This is a genomic window from Pseudonocardia kongjuensis, assembly GCF_039526905.1.
Lineage (GTDB): Bacteria > Actinomycetota > Actinomycetes > Mycobacteriales > Pseudonocardiaceae > Pseudonocardia > Pseudonocardia kongjuensis.
Genome location: NZ_BAAAJK010000034.1, coordinates 218,405 through 235,457 on the forward strand (window position 1 = coordinate 218,405; position 17,053 = coordinate 235,457).

Genomic DNA, 17,053 nt, shown 5'->3' on the forward strand with positions numbered 1-17,053 from the left:
ATGACCGACGCCGAACCGGGGGCCGTTGCGGCAGCCGTCCTGACCGGCCGCACCGCGGTCGTCACCGGCGGCAGCCGGGGCATCGGGCGCGCCGTGGCGCTGGCGCTGGCGCACGCCGGGGCCGACGTGGCGGTGGTCGCGCGCACCGCGGGCCCGCTGGAGAAGACCGCACTCGACCTGGCCGAGCGGACCGGGCGCCGGGTGCTCCCGGTCGTCGCCGACACCGACGACACCGGATCCGTGCACGCCATGGCCCGGACCGTGCGCGACCGGCTCGGGCCGGTCGACATCCTGGTCAACGGGGCCGCGGCACCGTCCGGGCTGGTCCGCAACGGGATCGAGGAGGCCGATCCGGAGCTGCTGCTGGCCGATCTCGACACCAAGGTCGTCGGCTACCTGCGGTGCGTCCAGGCCGTCGCCGGCGACCTGCGGCGCAGCGGTCACGGGCGGGTGGTCAACATCGGCGGGCTGACCGGCCGGGCCAGCCACGCACTGTCCGGGATGCGCAACGTCGCCGTCGTGCACATGTCGAAGGTGCTGTCCGACCAGCTCGGCCCGGACGGGGTCACGGTCAACACGCTGCATCCCGGCGTCGTCGACACCGAGCACATCGGGGAGCTGTACCAGCGGGAGGCGACGCTGCGCGGCAGCACCGTCGACGCCGTCCGCCAGGGCTACCTGGACCGCACCCCGATCCGGCGGGAGATCCGGGCCGACGAGGTCGCCGCCGCCGTGGTCTTCCTCTGCTCCCCGGCCGCCGGCGGCATCACCGGGGAGTCCATCGGGATCGACGGCGGGATGTCCCGCGGGGTCTTCCTGTGACCCGGCGACCGCACACCGAGCGAGGAGGAACGCGATGAAGGGCACCATGCTGGTCGCGACCGCGAGCCAGGGCGTGATCCGCAGCAACGACGACGGCCGCACCTGGCAGCGCACGCCGCTGGACCAGGCCCTCGAGTTCGACGGCGTCACCCGGTCGATCGCGGTGCACCCCACCCGGCCGCACACCGTGTTCGTCGGCGCCGACGTCGGGCTGGTCCGCAGCGACGACGCCGGCGCGACCTGGGTCCGGGTGCGCGGCCCGTTCGACGACCACCACCTGTGGACGATCAGCATCGACCCGGTCGAGCCGGACGTCATGCTGGTCGGGTCCGGCGCCCCCAGCCGGGCCCGGGTCTGGCGCAGCACCGACGGCGGCACCGGCTGGGAGCAGCTCCCGCCGGAGATCCCCGAGTTCTGCGCCGGGGTGAGCAGGCCCCGGATCCTCGCCTCCACCATCGACCCGGCCGATCGCGGGCAGATGTGGTTCGGCATCGAGGAGGGCGGGCTCTGGCACAGCACCGACCGGGGCGCGACCTGGCGCCGGATCGACGACACCCGGCGCCCGGCCGCCCACCGCGGCACGCCCGGCCCGGTGTCGAACTCCGACGTGCACGCCGTCCTGGTCCATCCCGGCGACCCGGCCACCCATCTCGTCGTCACCGTGAACGCCCTGTGGACCAGCACCGACGGCGGCAGCAGCTGGTTCTGCCGGATCGCCGCCGACGAGTTCGGGCTGCGCTACGCGCGCACCGTCGCCACCCTCGCCGACGGCAGCGCGCTGCTGTTCGCCTGCGGCGACGCGACACCGGGGACCGAGACCCGGATCTACCGGTCCACCGACGGCGGTGCCCGCTGGGAGCCCACCGAGCTGGTCGACCGGCCCGGCTCGACGGTCTGGGGGTTCGGCGTGCACCCCGACGACCCGCAGCTCGTCCTCGCCGGCACCAAGTACGGCGACCTGCTGCGCTCCACCGACGGCGGCCGCAGCTGGCGCGCCGAGTGGCGCAGCTTCCCGGAGATCTCGGCCGTCGCCTGGACCCCGGAGATCTCCCCGGACAACCCGCGGCACTGACCGCCGTCCCGCCGAAGGAGCCCGACCGTGACCGACGACCTGCCCGACGTCCTGCGCACCCACCTTGCTCTGCTCACCCCGGACCCGCACACCCTCGCCGAGTGGTACCGCGACGTCCTCGGCATGCGGGTGACCGCGCGCCGCGACGACTGGGTGTTCCTCTCGTTCGGCCGCAAGCATCACGACATCGCACTGATCCGCGCCGCCCCGGGAGCCGTCCGCGGCGGCCTCGGGCTGCAGCACTACGGCCTGGAGGTCGCCGGGGACCTCGCGCACTGGCGGCGGCTGCACGACCGGCTCACCGACCGCGGCGTGGAGATCATCAAGGTGGCCGACCACAAGGTCGGCTACGGGATCTACTTCGCCGACCCGGACGGCAACCGGCTGGAGCTGTTCCACGAGACCGAGCCCGACGACGCCCGCGCCACCGCCCTGCTCGGCGAGTTCGGCGCCCCCAGCGACGAGATCGACATCGCCACGATCCCGGCCGGGCGGACCGCCCGATGACCACCACGAAGGAGCCCGCACCCGTGACCAGGCCCGCGAACACCGGCGCACTGCACGTCCGGAAGTGGATCACCACCCGCGAGGAGGTGCTCGCCAGCGAGTCCGGCCGGCTCGCCGGGTCCGCACCCGCCGTCCGGACGGTCGTCGCGGCCGTCCTGCACAACCCCTACGCCGGCCGGTTCGGCGAGTCGCTCGACGACCTGGTCGCCGACTCGGTCGAGCTGGGGAAGCAGTTCGCCGACCGGATCGCCGCCGCCGCCGGGGACCGGCCGTGGACCGGCTACGGCAAGGCCTGCCTGGTCGGCACCGCGGGCGAGTACGAGCACGGCAACGCACTGCTCACCACCGAGTTCGCCACCCCGGTCCGGCAGGCGCTGGACCGGGCGATCGCCTGGATCCCGTCCACCGGCAAGCGCGGCGGCCCGGGGACCGCGCTGGACATCCCGCTGGCCCACTGCACCGCGCTCTACGTGCGCTCGCACTACGACACCGTGACCGTCACCTTCGGCGACGCCCCCGGCCCGGACGAGATCGTCGTCGCGGTCGCGGTCGCCGCCGGCGGGCGGCTGTTCGCCCGGCTCGGCGGGCCCTCCGCGGACGACGTCACCGGCACGGACGGCCTGCGGTGACGCCCGTCCCGGACACGGTGCGGGAGCGCCGGATCACCTCCCGGGACGGGACCGGCCTGCGGGTGATCGAGGCCGGCCGGCCCGGCGAACGGACCGTCCTGATGCTGCACGGGCTGCGCAGCTACGCCGAGACCTGGCTGCCGCTGATCGGGGGCCTGCCCCGCTCCTGGCACCGGGTCGCCTACGACGCGCGCGGCCGCGGCGGCAGCGACCGGGACCCGCGCGGGGAGTACACCACCGAACGCAATCTCGACGATCTCGCGGCCGTCCTCGACGCGCTCGACGTGGACACGGTCGACCTGGTCGGACACTCGATGGGCGGCACCACGGCGCTGCTGCACGCGGCCCGGCACCCGGAGCGGGTCGCCCGGCTCGTCGTCGAGGACATGGTGCCGGGGGCGTCGCTGTCCGGCCCGGGCGCCGACCGGATCCGCCGCGAGCTCGCCGAGGTCCCGGCCGACTTCGCCGATCCCGCCGAGGCCGCCGCGTTCTGGCGGCGGCTGCGCCCCCGGGCCGACGACGAGGCGATCGCGTCCCGGGTGCGGTACACGGTCCGCGACGAACCGGACCCGGTCACCGGACGGTTCGGCTGGATCGCCGACATGGCCGGGATCGCCGCGGCCCGGCTGCGGCCGGGCACCATCCCGGACCTGTGGCCGGCCGTCCGGGCGCTCACCGTCCGCACGATGCTGATCTGCGGCAGCGAGTCCGACTTCAGCCCGGCCCCGGCCCGCGACCGGGTCGCCGCGGCCAACCCGGCGATCCGGGTGCGGGTCGTCCCCGGGGCGGGCCACTACGTGCACGACGACCGGCCGGACTCGTTCGCGACGCTGGTGCACGAGGCGCTCGAGGTGCACCGGTGAACGCCGGCCGGGCCCGCTCCGATCCGTTCCCGGCCGACGGTCCCGCGGTCGACGCGCGCGCCGCGGCCGCCGTGCGCAGCTTCCTCGCCACGCCCCGCCGGATGCTGGTCGACGGCCGGTGGACCGGCTCCGAGTCCGGCAACCGGATGCCCAGCCTGGACCCGGCGACCGGGGAGCTGCTCACCACCGTGCCCGCGGGCACCGCCGCCGACGTGCACGCCGCTGTGCTCGCCGCCCGGCGCGCGTTCGAGGACCCCCGCTGGCAGCACCTCACCCCGGCCGACCGGGGCGCGCTGCTGTACCGGCTGGCCGACCTGGTGCAGCAGCGCGGCGAGGAGCTGGCGCTGCTCGAGTCCCTGGACAACGGCAAGCCGGTCACGCTCGCGCGCACCACGGACGTGGCGTCCGGCGTCGCCACCCTGCGCTACTTCGCGGGCTGGCCGACCAAGACCGAGGGCGCCACCCTGCCGGTCTCCCCCCGGGACGGACGCCCGTCGTTCTGCTACACCGTGCACGAGCCGGTCGGCGTGGTGGCCGCGATCGTCCCGTGGAACTTCCCGCTGTCGATGGCCTGCGGCAAGCTCGCGGCCGCGCTCGCCACCGGCAACACCGTCGTGCTCAAACCCGCCGAGGACACCTCGCTGTCCACCCTGCGGCTCGCCGAGCTGGTGCTGGAGGCCGGGTTCCCGCCCGGCGTGGTGAACGTGGTGACCGGGCTCGGCCCGGTCGTCGGGGCGGAGCTGGCCCAGCACCCGCTGGTCGACATGGTCAGCTTCACCGGGTCCACCGCGGTCGGCCGCAGCGTGGTCACCGCGGCCACCGGCAACTTCAAGAAGGTGCTGCTCGAGCTGGGCGGCAAGTCCCCGCACATCGTCCTGCCGGACGCCGACACCGACCGGGTGGTCGACGCCGCGGCCGCGGCGATCTTCGTCAACCAGGGCCAGGTCTGCACCGCGGGCTCCCGGCTCTACCTGCACGAATCGGTGTTCGACGAGGTTCTGGACGGGGTCGTCGACCGGGCCCGCAGCATCGTGCTCGGCCGCGGCACCGACGAGCGCACCGGGATGGGTCCGCTGGTCTCGGCGGCGCACCGCCGCCGGGTCGAGGACCACCTGCGGGCCGGCCGGGCCGAGGGCGCCACCGTGGTCACCGGCGGCGGCCGTCCCGACGACCTGGACCCGGCGCTGCGGAACGGGAACTTCCTGGAGCCGACAGTCCTGGTCGGCGCCGACCGGTCGGCGCGGGTGGTGCAGGAGGAGATCTTCGGCCCGGTGCTGGTCGTGCTCCCCTGGCGGGACGTCGACGATCTGGTGGAGCAGGCCAACGACAGCCGCTACGGTCTCGCGGCCGGGGTGTGGACCAGCGACGTCGGGTCCGCGCACCGGCTCGCCCGGCGGCTGCGGGCCGGCACGGTGTGGATCAACACCTACCACCGGACCGACGCCGCCGCCCCGTTCGGCGGTGTGCGCCAGTCCGGCTGGGGCCGGGAACGCGGCCGGGCGGCCCTGCACGAGTACACCGAGACCAAGACGGTCTGGGTGGACCTCGGCTAGCCGTGATGTCCGGGGACGACGCGACCGGCGCCGGAGCCGAAGCCCAGCCAGGTGTGCCGGTTGTTCCACCAGCACCAGCCGATCTTCGGTGCGTCCTTCCGGTCGCGGCCGTCCCGCCCGGTCCCGCCGGAGATCCAGACGGCCGGGGTGCGGGCGTCGAACCGGCCGGACGGCTTCCGCAGCCGGGAGCCGATCGTCATGAAGCAGAAGTTGCGCTCCAGCACCTCGGGCACCTGCAGCACCCACTGGACGCCCTCGGTGAGCAGCATCGGGGTCCGCCCCTCGGCGGCGAACCGGGCGTCCGCCTCGGCGGGCGAGGCGTTCGTCAGATGGTCGCCACGGTCCGGGTCGGTGAGCAGCCAGACCGCGGCGTCCGGCACCCCGGCGACCGGGGCGAAGTCGTCGACGTCGGTCATGTCCTCGACCACGAACCCGGGCCGGTCGGCGCGGCGCAGCAGCGGCGCGAGCTCCGAGGGCCGCGCTCCGCCGACGACGAGCAGACCCGGCCGGTCCGGCAGCGCCGCGGCCTCCTTGCGCAGGGCGTCCGGGTCGAGCGGGCCGGTCGCGCCGAGCGCGATCAACCGCTCGGCCTGCTCGGTGACGGACGGCAGGGCGGGTGCGGGCACGCGGGGACCTCCGGGCCGGGTGACGGGGCGCAGGCGGAACGCCCGCCCGGGCCGCGTTGTTCCGGGATCCGTGGATGTCCCGGGCGGCCCCGCCCGCTCTCAGCCGTGGTCCGTCCCCCGCACCGTGCGGTCATCTGTCACAGCCACTGCGCGACGCCACCGTTGCCCGAGCAGGTCCCCGACCGGTTCTGGCTGAAGCTGTAACTGCCGTTCTTGCACTTCGCGGTCGCGCCCGGCGGTGCACTCGCGGCCTGGGTCGGCCGCTGCACGCAGTTGCCGTCGGAGTTGACGTAGTGGGACGAGGAGTTGCAGGCGGGAGCGGCCGCGGGGGCCGGCGCGGCGGGGCGCTGCGGCGGAGCCTGCGGAGCGGGCGCCGCCCGGACCGGTGCCTGCTGTTCCGTCCGTGCCCGCGCCTGCTGTTCCTGCTCGGCCCGTTCGCGCTCGGCGACCTGTGCCTGCTCGGCCCGCTCCTGCTCGGCGACCCGCGCCTGTTCGGCCTGTTCCTGCTCGACCCGTTCCCGCTCGACGCGTTCCTGTTCGACGCGTTCCTGTTCGACCCGTTCCTGCTCAGCCCGCTCCTGCTCGACCGCGGCGATCGCCCGCGCCTCGGTGGCCTCGGCGGTGGCGGCTGCGGTCCGCTCGCTCGCCGCGCGATCGACCGGCGGGAGCATGGCCACCGCGAGCACGAGCAGCACCGGCGCCGCGATGAGCGCGGTCACCGCCCGGCCCCGATTCGGGACCCGGCCGCCGCGGCTCCGCCACGCGGCGATCGCGGCGCAGAACAGGGCGGCGAACGCGAACAGGACGCCGAACGCCACCATCGCCGAGAACGGGAGCGAGACCGCCGCGAGCAGCACGAGGACGATGCCCGCCGTCGCGAGCCGATTGCGCTTCCCCGGCCTCCTCCCCACCACGGGCAGGCGCTCGGTCGGGGAGTCGTCGTGCCAGCCGGAGTACAGGTGCCCGTTCACGTCCGTCGCCACCGTTTCGTTGAGTCACGCACCGTGTCCGATGTCGCACTCTCTGCATCGACAGCGGCGTTTCGTCCGTTTCCGGCACACCCGCTGTTACCGTCGGTACTCCCCAACTCTGTGGATTCCACCGCTCGGACGACGCGGACCGGCGGAGAGGACGGCCCCCTCACCGCGGGCCTGCCCCGGTTGCGGTCAGGGCCCGCCCGATCCCCGCAGCGAACCCGTCCCGGCCGGACGATCGGCAACGCCATGCGGAGAGGCCGATCAGGGCTCCCCGCCGATCACGGAACTACCGGCGGGATCCGACCCCGGCGAACAGCGCGTCGTGATCCGGCGCCGCATCGGCGAGCAGCTCCTCCGCCGGCGCCGGCTCCTCCGCGGTCGGCGCGGTGCCGGCGTCGGCCGTCCGCGTCCCGGAGGGTGCTCCCTCCCATCGGGCCGCTGCGGCCGCCTGCCAACACATCTCGTCACTCCCAGGTGAATCCGTCGGGGTCGGTGACCCGGCCCAGCCCACCGGAGATGCGCAGCCGGTGCGATCCCGATCCGCCGGCGTCGACGCCGGCGTTCTTCGCCACGGCTCGCCGACTCTGCAGTGCCAGGGTCACCGCTGCGCCGGGGGTGTCGAACTCGACGTACCGGGAACCGAAGCTCCGGCCGATCGCGAGCCCGGCCCCGTCGTAGAACGCCTTCGTCGCGCGGACGTCGGACACGCCCAGCAACAGCACGACCTGGGCGACCCGTCCGGTGGCCTCAGCGGTGTTCTTCTTCGACGACGAGGCGAGCGTCCAGACCGTGCCGTCCGGCGCGCGCACCAAGCCGCCGTATCCCCAGAAGCTCTTCGCCACCGGCGTGACCTGCGTCGCGCCACCCGCCAGTACGGCGGCCGCGACGCGGTCCACATCGGCCGGCTGCTCGAAGACCAACGAGAGGCTGAAGCCCCGGAACCCTGCCGTCGGCTCGTCCGAGGCACGCACCTGAACGACGTCCCCGAGCCCGAGGGCCTCGTCCACGAACCTTCGCGCGCTCGCCACGTCGTCCGATTCGATGATCACCGAATTGATCCCCGTCACGGTGCTGGTTCCCATCTCACGTCACCCCGTCCGTCCGTTCTCCTGTGGTGACGGCGACGCTAGGTGGGGCACGACGACCCGTGCTTCTCGATTCGTGACCGGTTCGTGCGACCCCTGGCCGAGGCACGCTCGCACCAGGCCACGGAGCGACACCGGTCGAGCGTCCGAGGTGACCCCGCCGGCCGGACACCGACCGAGCCCGGGGAGAACCCGAGCCGATCAGCCGGGGCGGGGGCCGGCCAGCGGTAGGGTCCCACCGGTCGGACAGAGGGCCGGTCCGGACGACGCAGGACACCCCGACCTGCGCACGCACGACAACGCCCCGATCTCTGCCGGAGATCGGGGCGTGTATGGGAATTGGTGGTGGAGCTGAGGGGAATCGAACCCCTGACCTTCTCGATGCGAACGAGACGCGCTACCAACTGCGCTACAGCCCCGCGGCCCGCCCTCGCGGGCTGACCTGGAGAACACTAACAGACCCCTATTCGCCCGCTGCACGCCGGTGCGGGGTCAGCTCCCCGAGCACGTCCGGCTCCTCCTCGGCGTCCACGTCGACCAGCGACGTGCCGTCCGGGACCGGCGGCGGCGGGGCCGCGGCCAGCCGCGGGAGCGACGACTCGTGCTCGGTGCAGGCCGGGCCGTCGACGGTGCGCCGGCGGGCCGGGAGGACCCCGAGCGGCTGCCCGGTCCCGCGCACCCGGGTGGGTTCGCCGTCGTCGGCGGTCCAGTCGGTGTCGTCCTCGGCGGTCTCGGACTGCTGGCCGGTGGTGGCCTCGTCCCGGTGCCCGTCGGCTCGGTACCCGTCGGCTCGGTACTCGTCGGCTCGGTACTCGTCGTCCCGGTGCCCGTCGTCGGTGGCGGGACGGTGCGACTCGTCGGCGGTGGCCGGCCGGGGTGCGGCGAGCCGGGCCGCCCGGCGGGCCCGGATGGCCTCCTCGATCCGGACCTGGCGGCGCAGGTAGGTCAGGTAGCCGACCAGGCCGGCCCCGAGCACACCGGCGACCCACCAGAACACGGTGGACACCAGCAGCGCGGTCGCGCCGGCGGCGACCAGCAGCACGAGCAGGGCGAGCACGACGCGCTGACGGAACGCGTACTTGGCGTGCGCGGCCGCCGCGGCCGCCTCGGGATCGAACCCGCCGCGGCCGGGCCGGTACCGGGACGGGGGCCGATTGTGGTCCGCGTCGTCCGGATACCCGGTTCCGTCCGGTTCGAGCATCTCGTCGTGATCGGTGTCGGCATCGTCGCCGTCGAACCGGTCCTCGACGCGATCCGTGTCATCCGGGTCACCAGGGTCACCCGGGTCACCGCCGTGACCGACGGCGGCCGGCTCTGCGGTCCGGGGGTCGCGCTCCCGGTCCGCGGCACGGCCGCCGTGCACGCCGGTCTCCGCGGCGTCGTCGGTGACGTCGCCCGGATCTCCGTACGGGGCGTCGTACGGGTCGTGCCCGGCGCGATCGTCGTACCCGGTCCCGAGGTGGTCGTCCTCCAGGCCGTGCACGCGACCGTCGTCGTCGATCTCCGCGTCGAGTCCCTCGTCGTAGTCGTCGTAGTTCTCGTGACCGCCGTCACGGCCGTCGGCGGGCGGGCCGGGAACGTCGTCCCGGCTCTGCACCAGCTCGCCCACGGTGCTCGGACCGGATCGCTCCATCACCAGTACCTCCGGGTATCGATGCCGCATCGGGCGTTCCAGCACCCGACCGGACAGCAGCGCCGGACTGAGCCGGGCCACCTCCTGCTGACGACGGGCGACGGTCGGCACCAGGATGAGCAGCCACAGCACGACCAGACCCACGAAGATCAGAGAGCTGGGCACGGGCTGCCTCCTCCCCGACCGGCGCAGTCCACCCGATGGCCGGGCCCCGATCCCGTCCACCGACGATCACCGTAATCGGCGAACGGTCCCGGCCCCGGCCGCGACGCGCCGTGGTCCCCCGGACGGACGGCACGACGTGAGGGACGAGCGGTACTCCAGTGACTCCGGAGGGTGACCGATCAGGCGCGGGACGCCCGGCCGTCCCGGATCAGCTTCGCCGCGAAACCGCCGACCGGGCGCTCCTCGGCGGTCAGGGCGTAGGCGTAGTGGTCCCGCCAGCCGCCGTCGACGTCGAGATAGCGCAGCAGCAGCCCCTCGCGCCGGAAGCCGAGCTTGCACAGCACGGCGATGCTGGCCGCGTTCTCCGGCCGGACGGTCGCCTCCACCCGGTGCAGCCGGACCGGCCCGAAGCAGTGGTCGAGCACCATCGCCACCGCCGCCGTCGTGATCCCCCGGCGGGCGAACCGGGAGTCGCACCAGTAACCGACATAGGCCGAGAGCAGCGGCTCGCGCACGATGTTGCCGACCATCACGTGCCCGGCCAGCGCGCCGTCGACGACGATCGCGAACGGCAGCGACAGGCCCCGGCGGGCCGCCGCGCGCAGCAGGTACCAGCGCCCCGGCCACTCGACGGCCGAGTTCCGGCGCGCCCAGCCGCCGTGCGTGGTGGGCTCCCAGGGGCGCAGGTACGCCTCGTCGCGCAGCCGGATCCGGGCCCACTCGCCGCCGTCACGCAACCGCACCGGGCGCAGCCGGACCTCGTGGTCGCGCACCCGCAGCGGGCCGAGCCGGGCGGGCCAGCCGGGGTGGCTGCCGGGAGGCTCCGGCACCGCCGTGGGGGGCACCGGCTCAGCCGCGGCCGCGGGGCACGAGCTCGACCTGCTCCCCCACCGTCAGCTCGGTGACGTCCTCCGGGACGACGGCCAGCGCGTTGACCTCGGCGAGCACGGCGAGCAGGTGGTTGCCCGATCCGCCGAGCGGCTGGGCGAGCAGCTCCCCGCCGGCGTCGTCGCGCAGCAGCCTGGCCGGGACGTAGGACCGTCGCCCGGCCGGCGAGACCAGCGGCGAGGTCAGCCGCGCCGTCCAGGTGCGGCGGCGCGCCTCCTGGCCCAGCGCGAGCCGGACCAGCGGCCGGACGAACACCTCGAACAGCACCAGCGCGGTCGCCGGGTGCGGCGGGAACAGGAACACCGGCACCGCGTCCGGACCGAGCCGCCCGTACCCCTGTGCGGATCCCGGGTGCACCGCGATCCGGGTGTCGTCGATCCCGCCGAGATCCGCGAGCGCGCTGCGCGCCTCGGCGGCGGCGTTGCCGCCACCGGCGCCGCACACCACGATGATCTCGCTCGCGGGCAGCAGGTCCTCGACCGCGCCGCGGATCTCGGCGCCGCTGCCGCCGACCATCCGGGCCCGGTTCGTCTCCGCGCCGGCCTCCCGGGCCGCCGCGGTGAGCGCGTGCGAGCAGACGTCGGCGACCTGACCGGACGACGCCGACCGGCTCACCTCGACCAGCTCGTCGCCGACCGACACGATCGACACCCGCGGCCGCGGGTGCACCAGCAGCTTGTCCCGTCCGGCGGCGGCCAGCATCGCGACCTGGGCGGAGCCGACGACGTCACCCTCGCGGACGGCGACGTCACCGGACTGCACGTCCTCGCCGACCCGGCGGACGAACCCGGCCGACGGCACCCCGCGGCGCACGGTCAGCCGGGCCGCACCGGCGTCGGTCCAGGCGACCGGTGCGACGGCGTCGGCGAGGGTGGGCAGCGGCGCCCCGGCCGCGACCCGGACGGCCTGGCCGGGCTGCAGCCGCAGCGGCTGCCGGGACCCGGCGGCGATCTCGCCGACCACCGGGACCGTCACCGGGCTCGCCTCGGTCGCTCCGGCCACGTCGACGCTGCGCACCGCGTAGCCGTCGATCGCCGCCTGGTCGAACACCGGGAGCGGACGCCCGGTGACGACCTCCTCGGCGCTGCGCAGTCCCTGCGCGTCGGCGATCGCGACCCGCACCGGGGCGGGCCGCACGGCCACGTCCAGGATCCGGGTGAGGTGCTCCTCGACCGTGCGCACTCGGCTCAGTCCTTCAGTCGGTCGGTCAGCCAGCCGCGCAGGCTCTCGCCGTACTCCGGGTGCGCCAGCATGAAGTCGACGTAGGCGCGCGCGTACCCGGCCGGGTTGCCCAGGTCGTGCCGCCCGCCGCGGTGCACGACCACGTGCACCGGATGCCCCTCCGAGATCAGCAGGGCGACGGCGTCGGTCAGCTGCAGCTCGCCGCCCGCGCCGGGGGTGATCCGGTCGAGCGCGTCGAACACGGCGCGGTCCAGCAGGTAGCGGCCGGCCGCGGCGAAAGTGGAGGGTGCCTCGTCGGCCGAGGGCTTCTCGACCATGCCGTGCACCCGCTTGACGTCGTCGTCGGCGGTCTCGGAGACCTCGAACACGCCGTACGCGGAGATCTCCGAGCGCGGCACGTCGACCGCGCACAGCACGCTGCCGCCGTGCTCGGCCCGGACCGCCGCCATCGTGGCCAGCACCCCGGTGGGCAGGACCAGGTCGTCGGGCAGCAGCACGGCGACGGCCTGCTCGTCGTCGGCCAGCACCGGGCCGGCCTGGGCGACGGCGTGCCCGAGCCCCTTGGGTTCGTGCTGGTACACCGACTCGACCTCGAGCAGCCCGGGAGCGCGGCGGACCCGTTCGGCCAGCTCGCTCTTGCCGCGCCCCTCCAGGGTCTTGACCAGCTCGTCGTCCTCGCGGAAGTACGCGGCGACCGAGTCCTTGCCCGGTGAGGTGACGATCAGCAGCCGCTCGGCCCCCGCCTGCGCCGCCTCAGCGGCGACGAGCTCGATGCCCGGGGTGTCGACGACGGGGAGCAGCTCCTTCGGCACCGCCTTCGTGGTCGGCAGGAACCGCGTTCCGAGGCCGGCCGCGGGGACCACGGCGGTGCGGAACGCCCCGGCCGTACTGGTGGTCTGCGCGCTCATGGTCGGCGAGCCTAGCCACAGCCCTACCCTGGGGCCGTGACGGCTCGCGCGGAGACAACCGACGGATCGTCCCCTGATCAGGGCGGGCGACCCGGTGACGGCAAGCGGACGCTGCGGCGCGGCCTGCTGGCCGCACGCACCGGGCGGCCACCCGGGGAGCGGGCCGCGGCGACCGCGGCGCTGAGCCGGCATGTGATCTCGCTCGCATCGGACACGTCCGGGCCGGTGCACTGCTATCTGCCGATCGGCGGCGAGCCGGGCGCCGCGGCCGGCGCGGTGCCGGCACTGCCGGACGTGCTGCTCGACGCCGGGCACGACGTCGTCGTACCGGTCGTGCCCGCCGAGCCCGGTCCGCTGGACTGGGCCCGCTACACCGGTCCGGACGGGCTGGTCGACGGCCTGTTCGGGACCCGGCAGCCGGCCGGGCCGCTGCTCGGCACGGCCGCGGTGGCCACCGCGGGGCTGGTCCTGGTCCCGGCGCTGGCCGTCGACCGGAGCGGGCGGCGGCTCGGTCGCGGCGGCGGCTACTACGACCGCACGCTGCCGCTGGTGGCCGCCGGCGCGGTGGTCGCGGTGCTGCTGCACGACGGCGAGCTGCTCGACGCGGTCCCGGCCGAGCCGCACGACGTCACCGTCGGGCTCGTCGTACTCCCCGGCGACGGAGTGGTGCACGTCTCGTCCGGCCGCTGATCCTCGCCGGACGGACGGGTCGGAGTCCCGGCGGGCGCGGAGTATGCTGGCACTCGCAGTCCCGGAGTGCCAAACCGTCGTCCCGGAGGAAGTCGTGCCGACCTACCAGTACGCATGCACAGCGTGTGACCACCGCTTCGAGGCGGTCCAGGCGTTCTCCGACGACGCCCTCACCGAGTGCCCGAACTGCGCCGGCAAGCTGCGCAAGGTCTTCTCCTCGGTCGGCATCGTGTTCAAGGGCAGCGGCTTCTACCGGACCGACTCGCGCTCGGGCTCGGTGACCGGCAACGGTTCGTCGGACTCGTCGTCCGACTCCTCCTCGTCGGCCGCGTCGTCCGGCTCGTCGGAGAAGTCGTCGTCGTCCTCCTCGGACTCGTCGTCCTCCTCCTCGTCGTCGTCTTCGTCGTCGAAGTCGGAGAGCTCCTCCTCATCCTCCTCCGCGAAGGCCGCCGCCACCTCCTGATCCGGGGAGTTGCCCACAGGCGGTTCCGGTTGTCCACAGGACCGGAATCCGCCCGCCGACCACCCATCACCCGCCCTACCGTCGATCCGTGACCGGAACCGGAGGGCGGACGGATGGACGACGATCGGCGGTCCCGCGGGCCCTGGGACAGGGTGCTGCCGGGGATCGCGCACGGCCCGTCCTGGGCGCGGGCGCTGCTGCTGCGCCGGGCACTGGCGATGCTGCTGGCGCTCGCCGCGCTCGTCGTGGCGCTGCTCCCCGACCCGGCCGACGAGCGGGTCCCTGTCCTGGTCGCCGTACGTGATCTCGCGGCGGGCGGCCCGATCGGGCCGGCCGACGTCGCGGTGGCCGGGTGGCCGCCTGCGCTGGCCCCGGGCGGGGTGCTGCGGGCCGTCGCCGAGGCGGACGGCCGGGTCGCGGCCGGCCCGGTCCGGGCCGGCGAGCCGATCACCGACCTGCGCCTGATCGGTCCCGGCCTGGCCGCGCGGACCGGCGGCCCGGGCGCCTCCGCGGTACCGGTGCGCCCGGCCGATCCGGCGGTCGCCGGGCTCCTCACGCCGGGCTCCCGGGTCGACGTGATCGCCGGCGGCCCGGAGGGGCCCCGGGTGCTGGCGGCCCGGGCCGGCGTCGTCGCGGTGCTGCCGGACACCCCGTCCGGGCCGGGCGCCGCAGCCGGGCCGGCCGGGCCCGGGCCGCTGGTACTGGTCGCGCTGCCCGAGGCCGAGGCCACCGCGGTCGCCGCGGCGACCCTGGCCGGGGAGGTCACGGTGACCCTGCGATGAGCGGCGCCGGGCGGGCGGCCGGCGATGCGACGACCTGCCCGGCCGGTGCGGTCACCCGCTGCGGGTCCGGTACCGGGGCCGGGCGCGCTGGCCGGGCGCGCTGGCCGGGCGCGGTGGCCGGGCGCGGTGGCCGGTCGTGCGGTCGGCGCCGGGTCGGCGCCGGATCGGCGCCGGGTCGGCGCCGGGTCAGTGCCGGGTCGGTGCCGGGTCAGTACGGGCGGGACACCAGCCCGGTGCCGTGCGCGCCCGCGTAGGCGGCCCGGGCCGGTGGCTCCCATCCCCGCAGCAGCTCCTCGTCGACCGCGTAGACGGCCACCCCGATCGGCCGGCACACCTCGATCGGGTCCCGGGCCCCCGGCCCCCACATCGGGATCGACAGGTCCCCGCCGGGGCAGGTGGACAGCGCGGCGAGCAGGTCCACCTCGGCGAACAGCTCGATGTGGTCGCCGACCCGGGCCGGGCAGGCCTTCATGAAGTACTCGTCGCGCTCGTTCAGCCCGGTGCACTGGAACACGTTGAGCACGTCGTGCACGTCGAACTCGGTCAGCCCGTACGGGGCGACCGCCCGCACCAGGTTCGAGTGGCAGTGGAAGTCGAAGTCGGCGCCGGTCAGCATCCGGTTCACGTACGGATCGCAGCGGGAGCCGAGCGTGTCGTGCACCCGCCCGCCGTCGTCGTCGACGCCGTAGGACTCCAGCGTGTCGGCGACGATCGTCGCCAGCGGCCGCAGGTAGGGCAGCGTCGACCACAGCCGGTCGAACCGGGTGACGTGCGCGGCGTGCAGCTGGCGGGTGCGGGCCGCCCAGAACCGTTCCCGCGGGTTGTCGCGGTGCCACAGGTTGAGATCGCCGACCTGCGGCCCGTCCACGGTGTAGAGCCGCATCACGTGCCCCGCCGGGACGGTCCAGGCCCGGCCGGAGCGGATCGGGATCTCGAACTCCTCGACGAGGGTGCGCCGGGCGGTGTCGGTCCCGATCGCGCCGTAGCGGTCGCGGTCGACGTGCAGCGGCGAGCCCGGCCCGCCCTGGTAGGCCGCGTCCGTCGGTCCCGTCGTGCTCATCGTGCTCAGCCTCCGTGGTGCGGCGGGCGGTTCTCGGTGAACCAGCGGTCCGGGTCACGGTCGTCGCGCTCCTCGGCGGAGCCGCCGTCGGAGCGCTCGTCGGAGGTGCCGACGGGGTCGTCGCCGAAGATGTCCTCGATCCGCCTGCGCAGCCGGTCCGCTGGTTCGGTCATGGCGTCCATGGTGCCGTGCGGGGAGATGTCGATCCCGTTGCAGGAGGCCGTGGCGTGCCGTCACGGCCCCCTCGGGCCGTCTCGCGGTGCCACCATGGACGCGACCGTGACGCAACACGCCCGCGACCGTTGCGGGCCCGACGAGGAGGGGAGGCTGACATGGGGTTCCTGGACAAGGCCCGCGAGGCGGCGGAGAGCGCGCTGGAGAAGGCCGCGCCGCACCTGGAGAAGGCGAAGGAGAAGGCCGGACCGCACCTGGAGAAGGCCCGGGAGAAGGCCGGTCCGCTGGTCGGGAAGGCCGCCGAGCGGGTCGACCAGGCCACCGGCGGCAAGTACACCGAGCAGATCGACGGTGTGAAGGGCAAGGTCGAGGAGGCGCTCCGGCACGATTCCGGGACCGCCCCCGGGGCCGGCACGCACACCGACGGGGTCCCGCCGGTGCCGCCCGCACCGCCGGGAGGTGACGCGCTCAAGCCCGACGGCAACCCGGCCGCCTCCCAGCCGCCCGCCTCGGACGGCCGGAAGGACGGCGGCGTCCCGCCGGTTCCGCCGCCTCCCGCGAGCTGATCCGAGCGAGCGACGGGCCCTGCGCGGTGATTCCGCCGGGGCCCGTTCGGGTCCGGGGGGTGCAGGTCGGGCCGCACCTCGGCACGGCACGTAGTGCGACGCGGCGCGGCCTGCTGAGCCGCGCGGCGGTGCGCAGCGTGCCCGTCGCACCCCTTGGCCCACCGAGATGCAGACCAGCGGGAATTGTCGATCTTCACAGCCCGCTCAGCTGCATCTCGACGAGTCACGGGGTGCGAAGCGGCGCTGCTGAGGCATGACGCGGTGCCGGTGGCCCGCGCAGTGGTGCGGTGGGGCGCGCGGGCGAGGTGCGGCGGTGCAGGGCATGGCGCGGCACGGCGCGGCGCGGCGCGGCGGAGGCGCGACCCTAGGCGGCGGGGGCGCGGCAAGGCCCAGCACGGCGCGGCGCGG

The 17,053-nt window shown here is 75.1% G+C and carries 19 protein-coding genes, 1 tRNA gene and 1 pseudogene; 10 read left to right on the plus strand and 11 right to left on the minus strand.

Annotated elements, in window-relative coordinates:
• The 6 genes from ABD160_RS25370 to ABD160_RS25395 are packed head-to-tail and all read left to right on the plus strand — an operon-like array spanning position 1 to position 5,446.
• A complete protein-coding gene (locus tag ABD160_RS25370; protein WP_344026785.1) occupies positions 1-822 on the plus strand; it encodes an SDR family NAD(P)-dependent oxidoreductase in 822 nt (273 codons plus the stop codon).
• 34 nt (positions 823-856) lie between these two features.
• Complete coding sequence (locus ABD160_RS25375; protein ID WP_344026786.1) at positions 857-1,894, plus strand: WD40/YVTN/BNR-like repeat-containing protein; 1,038 nt, start codon at positions 857-859, stop codon at positions 1,892-1,894.
• Positions 1,895-1,921: 27 nt separating this feature from the next.
• Positions 1,922-2,401 (plus strand): VOC family protein, encoded by a 480-nt coding sequence (locus ABD160_RS25380; RefSeq protein WP_344026788.1) that lies wholly within the window; start codon positions 1,922-1,924, stop codon positions 2,399-2,401.
• 23 nt (positions 2,402-2,424) lie between these two features.
• A complete protein-coding gene (locus tag ABD160_RS25385; RefSeq protein ID WP_344026790.1) occupies positions 2,425-3,030 on the plus strand; it encodes an amino acid synthesis family protein in 606 nt (201 codons plus the stop codon).
• Positions 3,027-3,893 (plus strand): alpha/beta fold hydrolase, encoded by an 867-nt coding sequence (locus tag ABD160_RS25390; RefSeq protein ID WP_344026792.1) that lies wholly within the window; start codon positions 3,027-3,029, stop codon positions 3,891-3,893. The genes ABD160_RS25385 and ABD160_RS25390 overlap by 4 nt, the downstream gene beginning before the upstream one ends.
• Positions 3,890-5,446 (plus strand): aldehyde dehydrogenase family protein, encoded by a 1,557-nt coding sequence (locus ABD160_RS25395; protein WP_344026794.1) that lies wholly within the window; start codon positions 3,890-3,892, stop codon positions 5,444-5,446. The genes ABD160_RS25390 and ABD160_RS25395 overlap by 4 nt, the downstream gene beginning before the upstream one ends.
• On the opposite strand, the gene ABD160_RS25400 is transcribed toward ABD160_RS25395, so the two are convergent.
• The 8 genes from ABD160_RS25400 to ABD160_RS25435 form a co-directional block, all read right to left on the minus strand.
• Complete coding sequence (locus tag ABD160_RS25400; RefSeq protein WP_344026796.1) at positions 5,443-6,072, minus strand: DUF5701 family protein; 630 nt, start codon at positions 6,070-6,072, stop codon at positions 5,443-5,445. The genes ABD160_RS25395 and ABD160_RS25400 overlap by 4 nt on opposite strands.
• Before the next feature lie 137 nt (positions 6,073-6,209).
• Positions 6,210-7,043 carry a DUF3761 domain-containing protein gene (locus tag ABD160_RS25405; RefSeq protein ID WP_344026798.1) on the minus strand — a complete coding sequence of 278 codons (834 nt, stop codon included), beginning with the start codon at positions 7,041-7,043 and terminating at the stop codon, positions 6,210-6,212.
• A 470-nt stretch (positions 7,044-7,513) separates the two neighbouring features.
• Positions 7,514-8,131, minus strand: coding sequence for a VOC family protein (locus tag ABD160_RS25410; RefSeq protein ID WP_344026800.1), 618 nt, complete (start codon positions 8,129-8,131; stop codon positions 7,514-7,516).
• 346 nt (positions 8,132-8,477) lie between these two features.
• Positions 8,478-8,553 (minus strand) — tRNA-Ala (locus ABD160_RS25415).
• Positions 8,554-8,597: 44 nt separating this feature from the next.
• Positions 8,598-9,932, minus strand: a complete 1,335-nt coding sequence (gene sepX / locus ABD160_RS25420) for a divisome protein SepX/GlpR (RefSeq protein WP_425563660.1) — start codon at positions 9,930-9,932, stop codon at positions 8,598-8,600.
• Positions 9,933-10,111: 179 nt separating this feature from the next.
• Positions 10,112-10,777, minus strand: a complete 666-nt coding sequence (locus tag ABD160_RS25425) for a GNAT family N-acetyltransferase (protein WP_344026804.1) — start codon at positions 10,775-10,777, stop codon at positions 10,112-10,114.
• Between the two features lie 4 nt (positions 10,778-10,781).
• Positions 10,782-12,002: a molybdotransferase-like divisome protein Glp gene (gene glp / locus ABD160_RS25430; protein WP_344026806.1), complete on the minus strand. Its 1,221-nt coding sequence runs from the start codon at positions 12,000-12,002 to the stop codon at positions 10,782-10,784.
• 5 nt (positions 12,003-12,007) lie between these two features.
• Complete coding sequence (locus tag ABD160_RS25435; RefSeq protein WP_344026808.1) at positions 12,008-12,910, minus strand: UTP--glucose-1-phosphate uridylyltransferase; 903 nt, start codon at positions 12,908-12,910, stop codon at positions 12,008-12,010.
• Between the two features lie 36 nt (positions 12,911-12,946).
• On the opposite strand from ABD160_RS25435, the gene ABD160_RS25440 reads away from it, so the two are divergent.
• Positions 12,947-13,600 (plus strand): 5-formyltetrahydrofolate cyclo-ligase, encoded by a 654-nt coding sequence (locus ABD160_RS25440; RefSeq protein WP_344026810.1) that lies wholly within the window; start codon positions 12,947-12,949, stop codon positions 13,598-13,600.
• 43 nt (positions 13,601-13,643) lie between these two features.
• Positions 13,644-13,835, plus strand: a pseudogene (locus ABD160_RS33390) (FmdB family zinc ribbon protein); the annotation flags it as partial.
• A gap of 14 nt (positions 13,836-13,849) precedes the next feature.
• On the opposite strand, the gene ABD160_RS33395 reads toward ABD160_RS33390, so the two are convergent.
• Positions 13,850-14,080, minus strand: a complete 231-nt coding sequence (locus ABD160_RS33395) for a hypothetical protein (RefSeq protein ID WP_425563661.1) — start codon at positions 14,078-14,080, stop codon at positions 13,850-13,852.
• 96 nt (positions 14,081-14,176) lie between these two features.
• Between ABD160_RS33395 and ABD160_RS25450 the strand changes: the two genes are divergently transcribed.
• Positions 14,177-14,845 carry an SAF domain-containing protein gene (locus ABD160_RS25450; protein WP_344026814.1) on the plus strand — a complete coding sequence of 223 codons (669 nt, stop codon included), beginning with the start codon at positions 14,177-14,179 and terminating at the stop codon, positions 14,843-14,845.
• 208 nt (positions 14,846-15,053) lie between these two features.
• Here ABD160_RS25450 and ABD160_RS25455 read toward each other — a convergent pair whose 3' ends face one another.
• Entirely contained in the window at positions 15,054-15,905 is an 852-nt protein-coding gene (locus ABD160_RS25455) for an urea carboxylase-associated family protein (protein WP_344026816.1), read from the minus strand.
• Positions 15,906-15,910: 5 nt separating this feature from the next.
• Positions 15,911-16,078, minus strand: a complete 168-nt coding sequence (locus ABD160_RS25460) for a hypothetical protein (RefSeq protein WP_344026818.1) — start codon at positions 16,076-16,078, stop codon at positions 15,911-15,913.
• 159 nt (positions 16,079-16,237) lie between these two features.
• Between ABD160_RS25460 and ABD160_RS25465 the strand changes: the two genes are divergently transcribed.
• Positions 16,238-16,645, plus strand: coding sequence for an antitoxin (locus ABD160_RS25465; RefSeq protein WP_344026819.1), 408 nt, complete (start codon positions 16,238-16,240; stop codon positions 16,643-16,645).
• Positions 16,646-17,053: the final 408 nt, after the last annotated feature.